Here is an 11,177-nt window from a genome sequence, read left to right as displayed (position 1 = left end):
TCATCGGCAATGCCGGTGACATCCCTTCGTCGTTTCCGGAACGCCATCGGTCGATACCCCTTGCGGACGAGTCCCGCAGCTGGGAAGCGTTCGCCGCCCCGGCCCCGACTTGCGGTATCACCCGCATTCCGTTCGGTGTGGCGCTGACTGACCCGTTTGCTTACTGCGGTTGCGGAACCGTGGCATCCTTGCGAGACAGGAACTTGGGGGGTGGGGGTGAATCGCTGGAATCCAGGGCCAGCGGCTGCTGTTCGTCCTCGGAAAGCTGCAAGCTGGCGGGCATGTTGTCCGGCTGATCGTTCACCCGGCGGATATCGGCTCCCACCTGATTCAGCTTGTTCTCGAGACGTTCATAGCCCCGATCGAGATGATAAACCCGTCGAATCACGGATTCTCCGTCTGCTGCGAGTGCCGCGAGCAAAAGTGCGGCGCTCGCCCGCAGGTCAGACGCCATCACGCAGGCACCGGTGAGATTCGGAGTTCCGCTGACAATCGAGCTGGCCCCTTCACGGCGCACATTCGCCCCCATTCGCATCAGTTCAGGAATGTGCATGAACCGGTCGGGAAAGACCTTGTCCGTAACAATGCTGATTCCTTCTGCTAGCGAGAGCAGGGCCGTGAACTGAGCCTGGACGTCCGTGGGGATGCCAGGATAGGGGAGCGCTGTGATATCGAGCGGCCGCAGTCTCTCGGGGGCGGTGACAATCGCCGTTCTGTCATGCGTCTCGACCATAATCCCGATTGTGCGGAGTGCATCAATGACCGCCGCGAGATGGGTCGGATCGAGGTTTTCGATCTGCAATCGGCCCCCGGAAATGGCCCCTGCGATCAGTAGCGTGGCCGCTTCAATTCGATCCGGGATCACCGTGTGTTCCACTGCCGAGAGATGAGAGACCCCCTCGATGCGTAAAAACGGAGTTCCCAGCCCTTCGATTTTCGCCCCCATGGCGTTCAGGTACCGTCCCAGATCGACGACTTCCGGTTCACATGCGGCGGCAGAAATGGTCGTCGTTCCGTGAGCGAAAACAGCGGCACACATGACGTTGCACGTACCAGTGACCGTACTGCCGAACGAGCCCCCCAGATAGATATCGGCACCAGTCAGCTTGTCAGCCCGAGCGAAGACATATCCGCGGTCGATCGTGATCTGGGCCCCCAGCGCCCGCAGCCCCTTCAGATGAAGATCAATCGGCCGGTGCCCGATGTTGCACCCTCCCGGCAGCGAGACGCAGGCACGACCTCGCCGACCGAGCAGCGGTCCCAGGACACAGACACTGGCACGCATTCGCCTGACAAGTTCATAGTCCGCCAGACAACGCTGCTCGTCACACACAGTCAGGGCTAACGCCCCGTCAGGGCGACGATCGACCGACATCCCCAGCGAACGGAGCACACTTGAGAGGGTAGTGACGTCAACCAGATCGGGAACACCGTGCAGAACGGAAGTCCCTTCGGCGACCAGGGCCGCAGCCATGATCGGCAGAGCGGCGTTTTTGGCTCCACTCACCCGAACGCGACCACGCAGGGGGCGACCTCCACGCACGACAAGCATGTCCATCCCTGGACCTCCCTCAAGTAACCTGCATCCGTTCCGGCCTGTTGAAACAGCGTCAACTGTTTGCGGCAGCACGAAGCGATGCGACCCGGCCTTCCTGGCTGACAAGCCCCTGTATGCTACCAGAGAAAGTCCCGCCCGGAAGTCTCGACAATCCCGATCCACAACTTTTCATCTTCATTCACGTACCGTACAGTGGACTGTGTGTGAAAGACAAAGGATGCTGAGATTTCCCTGTTCGGGAAACAACCCGCATCAATTGATGCGTGATTCGGGCCGGCTGACCGGTGTCGTGACTGATTTGCGAGTAGGAAAGGGCCTGCCTTGGCTGAAAAGAAACCGGATTTCGACGAATTTCTGGAGCGGTTTCGGAAACATCGCGAATTGATGATCGAAGAATTACACAAGGTCATCGTCGGCCAGGATGCCGTGATCGAGCAGATTCTCGCGGCCATTTTCACAGGGGGGCATTGCCTGCTGGTGGGTGTCCCCGGTCTGGCGAAGACACTGACCGTCTCGACGATTGCTCAAATTCTGGATGTCCAGTTCAAGCGGATCCAGTTCACTCCCGACCTGATGCCCTCCGACATCACCGGCACCAATGTGCTCGACGAAAACGATGCGGGACGCCGCGAGTTTCGTTTTGTCGAAGGCCCGGTCTTCACCAACGTGCTGCTGGCGGACGAAATCAACCGTACGCCCCCCAAGACCCAGGCGGCTCTTCTGCAGGCGATGCAGGAAAAGGAAGTCACGGTCGGCCAGACAACTTACCGCCTTCCCGAACCCTTCTTCGTTATTGCGACACAAAACCCGATTGAGCAGGAAGGAACGTATCCTCTCCCGGAAGCACAGCTCGACCGTTTCATGTTTAACGTGAAAGTCGACTACCCGAATCTGGCGGAAGAAGAGCAGATTCTGCATGCCGCGAACTCGACCGAACGTCAGGAAGTTCGCAAAGTTCTTTCCGCGAAATCGATTCTGTACCTGCAGAAGCAGATCCACGCGATCGAAATCGGCCCCCTGACGGTCAACTATGTGGCTCGCCTGGTCCGGGCGACACGGCCGCTCGATGAAAGCGCTCCGAAGTTCGTTCGCGAGCTGGTCGACTGGGGAGCCGGTCCCCGCGCCGGACAGTTCCTCATTTCCGGCGGCAAAGCGCTGGCCGCGATGGACGGACGCCCGAGTGTGTCCATCGACGACATCCGCCGGGTCGCGATTCCAGTGCTCCGTCATCGCCTGGCCACGAATTTTCAGGCTCAGGCGGAAGGAATGACGCCGGAATCGGTGGTCGCCCGGCTGCTGGACGAAGTTCCGGAACCGAAAATCCCGAAGTACGTGTGACCTCACGCCGCATCCCTGCCTGTCACCAGATAGCTACAGGCGGAACCACATCGACCGGAGGCAGCGTTGTACTGAAGGCAGGCGACACCGAAAAACGCGAAGGCGAAATGCCGGGGTGAACGTCACGCAGCATGATTTTGCAAGTGAGTTTACCCGTTGTAGCCGATAATCCCTCGCCGAGGGTGCGTCCACACTTTCCGAAATCAGGATGTGCTGCTATCTTCTCGGGCTCGAATAATCCGGCCATTGCCGGCACATTGGCATTAGTCCCATAAGGGGTTCGACATGAAACAAGTGAAGTTGACGACGAAGCAGAAACGAGATCGTCGCTGGAAGATCAAGCGACGCAAGATCCGTAAGCAGAAGTACGGTAAGTAATTGTGACGCCGCGAACTGGCAGGGAGAGCCACTCATTCCGCCAGTTTGTCAGGCCTTCGATTTCTTCCGTTGAAACGAGATCTCGGACAAGCTTCCACAGAACGCAGGCTGCTTTCGGGTGCCGCGTTGTGTACGAGGCTGTTCTGGTATAATATTTGGCCACTTTCGGCCGGAACCGAACAGAAATTCTGGTGCGGTTTCTCGAACCAAAATGACAACGTGCGGCATTGTTCGCCGTCTCAACACAAAGGAAGCAAAAATGGCGAAGAATACTCGCAAGGTTAACAAGGCCAACCACGGTTCACGTCCTGCCAGCTCGAAGGCCCGCAAAGCCCGCCGACGCAAGCTGGGTGTGTGATCACACTGAGGTAGTGCCTGCCATCACCGGGGGTTAAGCCCGGTTGGCTGATACTCGGGGTGTTCGGCTGCGTCGGACTTTTGTGCGTTTTGCGGCGAGTACCGCGGACGTGCTGACTGCGAACCGGCCGCAAAGCTGACAAACCCCTTGAAACAACGAAAAACAGGAGCAAGGCAATAACTGCCTCGCTCCTGTTTTTCGTTTTTAGGGGTCGTTCCAAACGAGATCAGCCTGTACAGGACCCGAATCTCGGGCCCGTGAATCCTGCAATCACTCACCCGGCTCGACGCTCTTCAACGACTCCCCCCGTGGGATGCCGCGAAGGAAGATAGATCGGCTTAACGCCTCGCTTCTCGAAGAGTTGAGCGTAGTGCAGGTGACTGGTGAAGACCAGCAGTTGCTGACCGTCGCGTGTGAAGTCCAGTAACGTGTCGACCGCCGCTTCAGACCGGTCCTGGTCGAAGTTCACAGTCACATCGTCCAGCACCATCGGCAGATCGATGCCATTCTTCGCAAAGGCTTTCACCATCGCCAGGCGGATCGACAGGAACAATTGCTCGCGCGTTCCGCCGCTCAAGCGTTCCGCTGGCCGTGATTCATTCTTGTCATCATCGACGAAAAGCTGCTTTCGGCCGAGCGGCGTCCAGAGGTGGTGATACTTGCCGAGTGTCAGCTTCTGCAGGAAGGGGATTGCGGCTGCCAGCATTTCGGGCTGGTTGGCCTGCTCGAACTGAGCCGCCACTTCCTCGATCGCTTCTTCCGACAACGACGCGGCGAACCAGGTATGCCATGCCGAATGCAGTTCTGATTCGACCTGTGCCAGCTCTCGCCGGATGCGGGTGCCGCGTCGGTCCTGTTCGAGCTGTTTCGATTCCTGCTTGATCGTTCCGATTTGCTCGAATGTCTGCTGAAGAAGCCGGTCCAGCTCATCATGTTCGTCATTGAACTGCTTGATCAGCGCGGCTGCGTCCTTGGGGTTGTACCTCAAGAGATCTTCTTCAACGACAGCCAGGTCCGGGTTGGACTGCACCAGATGCTCGAGCTCGCGCGTCGACTGTTCCAGCAGGGATTCGACTTTCTTCCGCCGTTCCATCAATTCCAGCCGATGCTCTAACTGCGAACGATGCGTCACACCAGCCAGCGCCAGCAAGGCATCGTGATTCTTGGTCAGCACATCGATCTTGCGCTGAAAGTCGACCGCTTCCCGCCGTCGTTGAACATGCAGTTTTCGCAGCTGAGACCGTTCATGGACCAGTTCACGAGCGGTTCGCAGCTCCGTTTCCCATAGATCGACCACTTCGGACGGATTCGAGTAGTTCAGCGACGGTCGCTGCATGCGGTGGCCCAGCTCTTCGACCTGCTTCTGGAATCGATCGAAGGACCGGCGAATTTCGCGAGACTGCTCCACAACCGCGAGATGTTTCTTCCGCCGGTCGCGGGCGACGATGACTTGTTTCCAGTGTTCGATGGCGGCATCGACATTGACGGTCTCATCCAAACCAAGGTTCGAGAGAGCCTGACACCAGTTTTTCCGGGCGTTTGCGAGTTCCCGCTGCTGAATCTGCAACTTTCCGCGGAATGCACTCAGCCTGCGCCGGAGCTGCAGCACCTGGGTGTACTCGCGCTGCACCCGTTCCAGATCGGCAGTTCGGCGTGATGCCTTCGCCAGTAGCTCTCCACTGGCGAACTGCTGCGGTGCCACTTCCGCCCCGACCCAGGGACGTAATCCATTCTGATCAATGAAGGTCTGAATGTGACGGAGAATGGTCCAGCGATTGGTCTCAATTTCGCGGCGCTGATCGCGCAGTTGAGAGACCTGTTCCTGCAGATGGTGCTCAAAGTGCGTTCGGAAGGCCCAGGCGGTGGCCCCGGCGAAAACCGACAGGACGATGAAGACCAGACCCACCAGCCAGCCGGTATAAACGGCGGCATAGGCCCCCGCGACAAACAGGGCGAATCCGGCGATGGTGAACCACGCCAGAATTCCATAAATCCAGTTGGGGATGCCATGGCGATCGTGCAGACGTTCGAGTTGTTCATCGATCCCGAAGGTCTGGTGTTCGAGTTGTGTCTCTTTGGAATGCCACCGACCGAGATCGACAAGTCCCTCGAATCGCTTCTGTGCAACATCGATCGATTCATTCAAGGATTCTGCCGGAACTCCATGCTCCTGAAGTTCCGTTCGCAGTGCCATTTCCTTGTCGCGATTCAGGCCATTTGCCTTGCGATATCGGCGCTGCATCCGACGGGTTTTCGTCCCGATCGATTCGTAATCACGAGCCGTTTTGATGAACAGCGCAGTGGCTTCCGGAGAATCCTGCACCGCATCCAGCCGCTCCATCGTCCAGTGCGAACCCAGATTCGTGAGCAGACCATTTAAGACCTGCTGCTGCTTCGCGGCCTCTGCCTCGAGTTCGTGAACCCGCGGCTCGACGTCCTTCGTCAGGGCCCGCTGTTCGACGAGGATCTGGATGGCCCCCGAGAACCGTCGGATTTCAGGATCAATGCGAATCGAAGCGAGCTTCTGATTGATCTGTGAGACTTCTGCCAAAAGCGACTCACGGGAACGGACAGCCGAGTTGATGTCCATTTCAAGCCGCTCAAGGCGTGTCACTCCGTCCGCAGGAAAGGCGCTGAAGTCAGGAAGCTGATTGAGTTCATGCCGATATTCCCGGCAGCGCGACCAGGGTGGATGGACCTTTTCCAGATGCCCGTAACCCCGGATCTTGGCCTGAAGCTCTGTCTGCCGACTCCGCTGCTTGACCACCCGTTCGTCGAGTTCCGATTTTTTACGCAGCAGTTCTCGGTATCGATCGCGCTGCCGGGCGGTGCTTCCCGTCTGCCGTGACAGTTCTTCGCGACGTTTCAACAGTTGTGCGATGACGGAATCACCGTTGGCAGTCAGTAACCGATTGAGTTCCTGGTTTGCGCGGTTGGGAAGTTCCATCAGCACGCGTCCCTGAGGTCCCAGGGTCATGCCGTAAAGATGGTCACCAACCTGATCAGCGGTCAGCGTGGCAAACTGCTGAAGTTCGGGAAGTCCGACAGCGAAAACCGATTCGAACAGCTTTTCATCCGTTGAGGCGAGCAATTCTTCCATGAAGGCGGAGGTGGATTCGCCATTGGGGATCCCATTGACGGACAGAATGCCGGAATCCTCACCATAGCCCGTTCGTCGAATCTCGTACTGGTTTGATCGGTGTTCGACACGCAAGAGCCCCGACTGTGCTTCGCGACGTGCTTTTTTCTTGAGGCCCGTCAGTTGTTCGTCCGGAGGAAAACCGTAAAGCACACCACGAATGAATCGCAGCAGCGTGGTCTTACCCGCTTCGTTGGGGCCGTAAAAGACGGTCAGTCCTTCGCGATTCAAAGGCTGCTGGTAATCTTGCCAGACGCCGAATCGTTCGATCTCAATCCCAGTGATCCGCATCAGTGTTTTCTCTCACGGCGATGAATGAGGCAGTGTGTTGACGCAGCGTTACACGGAATTCGCTCAACCAACGCAGGTGGGTCACACCTCTAAACTTGTTTCATCTAAGCTTGTTTCATCGTTTTCATTCAGGCCGCTCAGACGAACCTCACCCGCTGTGAGTGCTGCCGCCGCCTGGGTTTTCTCGTTCCAATCATCGTTCTTCATCACTTCAATCCGTCTGTCACCGGGCCGGGATATCGGCGTCGGTCACGGACTACTTCTTTCCGATATTCGAACACCATTTCCAGCCGAGTTGCTGTGCCAGTTGAGTCACCTGCTCGGTCGGAATCGCTTCGGCCCATTCTTCCCACCGGGTTGACTTCAGGACCTCTTCCACTCGGGCTTCCGTAATCCACCGTGAAAAAGCCTGGGGATTGGCAGGAGCCCGACGTTCCAACGCCAGCAGATACTCGGTCAACACTTCACGATGGGCCGGTTCGATAATGGTCAGGTCCAGTTCCAGCGGGCGCACCCGATGGACATACCGCAGCCCTTCGTACTGGTCGGTCAGTTCCGTCAGTGCCGATGCCAGATCGGCCGCCATCGCGTCCGTCTCCCAGCCTCGTGCGTCACCCGATTCACGATCGAGCTTCCAGTCGATGATCCGGACATTTTCGCCCTCGATCAGCGGCAGTCGCTCCAGTTGTGCGACCATCCGTTCGAGCAAGTCGTCACGGCTGTTGACATGATCCACCAGTTGCACGAGGGATTCCCAGCGAACAGGAGCCGTGGGAATGGCGATCTGCTTCGTCTTCTTCTGACCGTCGACTTCCAGCAGTGTCACGCCACGTATACCGGTGTCGCTCGCGCTCATTCCCTGCGGTGCAGCCTGTGCTAAGACATGACCGTCAATCAGAGGGAGCGATTCGGTGTCCGTTCCGGCAGGACACAGCAGGCAATCCAGTGCAGCGAAGCGAGTCGTCGACAGCCGCGGCCGATCGCGCCGGTCGGTCGACCGATCGGAAATCAGCATCCCCACCACCAGCGGGCGTCCACTTTGCGGATCCCCCCGATCTCCCAGCAGGCGTGTCAGCTCTTCCGGTTCGATGGATGTCTCTGGTGTGACGGGCAAGAGAAGTGCCAGCAGCCTTCCTTTGTCGATCAGTTCCACCGGGGCCTCGCGAGGTTCCAGCAGAAGATTGACATTCTCAGGCAGTGTGGGGATTTCTTGCCATGCCGTAGCGGGGTCCATGCGGCCCGGGGTCACGAAGACGGGAATCTGACGTTCGGCCAGCCGCGTGAAGCCTTCGCGAAGAGCGACTTCTGCGGCGAGACTGGGATAACCGGCGTCGAACGTGTTGCCGGTGATGAGCAATCCTTCGACATCTTTTTCGAGACACTTGGCAATGATTCGATCGAACGCGGTGATCGTGGCGAGTTCCACGATCTCGCGGACATCCTCATTCAGTGTGCCCGGTCCACGCAAAGGGCAGTCCAGCTGCAAATTCGCAGCATGAATTAAGCGAAGTGGTTTTGTCACCCTCACGGCATCCCTTCCGATACAACCGTCTTCGACCTGTCGTTTGTCGAACTGATCCGCGCTGACCTGCGTATTCCTCCCGTGCGTCCCCTGTTTCGATGACCGAACTTCAGTACGACGCTGCACGCGGTCCCTGCGCGGATACCCGAGAGTGTACTATCGACACAACCATCGGAAAACCCCGAAACACCCCAAATCAGCATCGTTACGCACAAATCCACCAGTTTATCAGGACGGGTTGTTCTCCCCGTTTGGGGCTTCGTCGGACACGGTGCGCAGGTAGAGCGCTTCGACCTTGGCACGAGCCCAGGGCGTTTTCCGCAAGAAGCGTAAGCTCGATTTCATACTGGGATCGAACAGGAAGCAGCGGACCGGAATGAATTGAGCCAACCCATCCCAGCCGTATTCGCGTTCCAGCCTTTCGAGCATCACGGCGAGCGTTACACCATGCAACGGATCATTGGGGTGTGTCGAGTTCACTACGCAAGTCCATCTGTTCAATCAAGTAGGCAGTCTCTCACCGAAATCGTAGGAAACATGAGAAAAAACCGCAAATTGTCGCGGGATTCGATGAAAAGGAGGCCAGTAAACCGTTCGGAACCGCCGATATTGATCTGTAGTGATCGCCAGTGACAGATGTCCGACTACTCTGGAAGGTTGGCCCATGGATCGTCGCACATTCTGCTTGGACTGCGTTAGAGCCGGACTGCTGGTTGGAGTCACGGGAAGTCTGTCCCGTGCCGCCCCCAAGACCTCGGGGACATCCAAGGTCTCGGCCCCCTCAAAAGTCGCAACCCCGTCGAAGGTCGCAACACCAAAGGTGAAGTGGCAAAAAAATCTGCAGGCCGCTCAAAAGATTGCGATCGAGCAGAACAAGCCGCTGATGATTGTCTTCGGAGCGACCTGGTGCTCGTTCTGTCACAAACTCGACCGTGAAACATTCAGCGATAAACGGATCGTGACTCTGATTGAGAGTCAATTTATCCCCGTTTACCTCGATTACGACAAAGAAAAGAAAGTGGTCAAAATGCTGCACGTTGAAAAACTGCCCAGCACAGTTTTTCTGACGCCGCAGGCTGACTTCATCCACAAGGCCGAAGGCTTCGCGAACGTCAAAGCATTTCAGCAGACGGTCGCGACCGTTCTGGATAAACGTTCCGAAATTCAGCAGGCCGGATCCGCGACGCTCGAACGCTGACGCAGCGATGTCGGCGGCACTAACCTTCTCTTGCGATGAAGAGATCCCGCGGGGGCTTCTCGGCGGAACCCGGCCCACCTGTTCGCAATGGACTTTGCCTGATCAACAGGCCCCGCTGTCAGGCGTTTCTGAAAACAGCCCCTTTGATGAAAGAAGGTGGCATCTCTCGCATCCCGCGCAATAATCCGCGACAATCCGGATCGGAAGAAATTACGTACTCCGGTCACGTCGCTTAGTTGTTGCATTGGGAGTTGTGGGGATGAAACTGTCGGGGAAGAATGTTCTGGTTACCGGGGCTTCTCGAGGAATCGGTCGCGGATGCGCGATTGAGTTGGGTCGGGCCGGTGCGAATGTCGCCATCAACTACTTCTCACACGCCGGTGAAGCGGAAGAAGTGGCCAAGGAGATTCGGGGATTTGGCGGCAAAGCCATCACCCTTCAGGGGGATGTCGCGAATCGTGAACGGGTCGAAGAAATGGTTGCCGAAACGGCAAAAGCATTCGGACAACTTGACCTGTTCGTTTCAAACGCCGTCTACTCCGACCGACAACTGATGCTCGAAGCGGATCTGGAAGGATTCCGTAAAACCATCGACGTCGGCATGTGGGGTGCCTTCTACGGTGTTCGCGCCGCCGCACTGCAGATGGTCAAGCAAAACTCGGGTGGCTCGATTGTGGTGATCAGTTCGCCTCATGCCGTGATCCCCATCCCGACCGCCATGGCCTATAACATGGCCAAGGCCGCGATCGACCACATGGCACGCACGGCCGCAATCGAACTCGCACCGCACCGCATCCGAGTCAACATTGTTCATCCAGGCTGGATCGACACACCGGGTGAGCGCAAGTTCTTCACCGAAGAACAGATCGCCGCCGGCGCTCAGACTCTTCCCTGGAAGCGACTGGGTCGCCCCGACGAAATCGGCAAGGGCGTGGCTTATATCCTGAGTGACGACGCCGACTATATGACCGGCAGCACGGTCACGATCGATGGGGGTGTCAGTCTCCCCTGGTGGTCCAACCGGGCAGAAGGTTCCATGTAGTCGTGTCCCCTTCACAATCCCGCCGCTCGTACCGCGGCGGGATTCTCTGTACGCTCAAGGATCTCTGAATGACAGCCAGGTCACATCGGACACTGCTCCGGTGTGACCAACACCTACGCGACAACAGTGTTAATGGACATAATTCAACGATTTCTGGCGTGGTATCTTGGCCTGCGTGCTCCTCGACCGGGCGAAGGGACAGCGTGGAGATTCGACTGGCACTGGCCGGAACCCCAATGGGCGGTCCTGGTCGGTGCTGTCATCGTGGTTGTGTTCGTGGTCAGTATTTATCGCCGCGAAGCGACCTCTGTCGGCTGGGTCAACCGGAGCCTGCTGACGGGTCTCAGACTGGC

At 57.6% G+C, this 11,177-nt stretch carries 10 protein-coding genes; 5 read left to right on the top strand and 5 right to left on the bottom strand.

What is annotated here, in order from left to right; translation table 11 throughout:
* Positions 1-160 precede the first annotated feature (160 nt).
* On the bottom strand, positions 161-1,558 hold the full coding sequence (murA, locus tag VGE80_RS15460; RefSeq protein WP_373650599.1) for a UDP-N-acetylglucosamine 1-carboxyvinyltransferase: 1,398 nt from the start codon (positions 1,556-1,558) through the stop codon (positions 161-163).
* A 321-nt stretch (positions 1,559-1,879) separates the two neighbouring features.
* On the opposite strand from murA, the gene VGE80_RS15455 reads away from it, so the two are divergent.
* Both VGE80_RS15455 and VGE80_RS15450 read left to right on the top strand, forming a co-directional pair.
* Positions 1,880-2,896: an AAA family ATPase gene (locus tag VGE80_RS15455; RefSeq protein WP_397571303.1), complete on the top strand. Its 1,017-nt coding sequence runs from the start codon at positions 1,880-1,882 to the stop codon at positions 2,894-2,896.
* 637 nt (positions 2,897-3,533) lie between these two features.
* Positions 3,534-3,632 carry a 50S ribosomal protein bL37 gene (locus tag VGE80_RS15450; RefSeq protein ID WP_373650597.1) on the top strand — a complete coding sequence of 33 codons (99 nt, stop codon included), beginning with the start codon at positions 3,534-3,536 and terminating at the stop codon, positions 3,630-3,632.
* A gap of 274 nt (positions 3,633-3,906) precedes the next feature.
* On the opposite strand, the gene VGE80_RS15445 is transcribed toward VGE80_RS15450, so the two are convergent.
* The 4 genes from VGE80_RS15445 to VGE80_RS15430 all read right to left on the bottom strand — a co-directional run bounded on the left by VGE80_RS15445 (position 3,907) and on the right by VGE80_RS15430 (position 9,064).
* Positions 3,907-7,062, bottom strand: a complete 3,156-nt coding sequence (locus VGE80_RS15445) for an AAA family ATPase (protein WP_440593286.1) — start codon at positions 7,060-7,062, stop codon at positions 3,907-3,909.
* An 81-nt stretch (positions 7,063-7,143) separates the two neighbouring features.
* Positions 7,144-7,269 carry a hypothetical protein gene (locus tag VGE80_RS15440; RefSeq protein ID WP_373650595.1) on the bottom strand — a complete coding sequence of 42 codons (126 nt, stop codon included), beginning with the start codon at positions 7,267-7,269 and terminating at the stop codon, positions 7,144-7,146.
* 49 nt (positions 7,270-7,318) lie between these two features.
* Positions 7,319-8,584 (bottom strand): metallophosphoesterase family protein, encoded by a 1,266-nt coding sequence (locus VGE80_RS15435; protein ID WP_440593285.1) that lies wholly within the window; start codon positions 8,582-8,584, stop codon positions 7,319-7,321.
* Positions 8,585-8,812: 228 nt separating this feature from the next.
* Entirely contained in the window at positions 8,813-9,064 is a 252-nt protein-coding gene (locus tag VGE80_RS15430; RefSeq protein WP_397571306.1) for a VF530 family DNA-binding protein, read from the bottom strand.
* A gap of 184 nt (positions 9,065-9,248) precedes the next feature.
* On the opposite strand from VGE80_RS15430, the gene VGE80_RS15425 reads away from it, so the two are divergent.
* From VGE80_RS15425 to VGE80_RS15415, 3 genes are all read left to right on the top strand, one after another.
* A complete protein-coding gene (locus VGE80_RS15425) occupies positions 9,249-9,782 on the top strand; it encodes a thioredoxin family protein (protein ID WP_440593284.1) in 534 nt (177 codons plus the stop codon).
* 259 nt (positions 9,783-10,041) lie between these two features.
* The gene (locus VGE80_RS15420; RefSeq protein ID WP_373650592.1) at positions 10,042-10,824 is read left to right on the top strand and encodes an SDR family NAD(P)-dependent oxidoreductase; all 783 of its coding nucleotides are present in this window, start codon (positions 10,042-10,044) and stop codon (positions 10,822-10,824) included.
* Between the two features lie 132 nt (positions 10,825-10,956).
* On the top strand, positions 10,957-11,177 hold a 221-nt coding region (locus tag VGE80_RS15415), incomplete at its 3' end, for a hypothetical protein (protein WP_440593283.1).

This window comes from Schlesneria sp., assembly GCF_036405755.1.
GTDB classification, from domain to species: Bacteria; Planctomycetota; Planctomycetia; order Planctomycetales; family Planctomycetaceae; genus Schlesneria; species Schlesneria sphaerica.
Note: the sequence above shows the minus strand (reverse complement) of the source record. Positions and strands in the feature narration are given on the sequence as shown.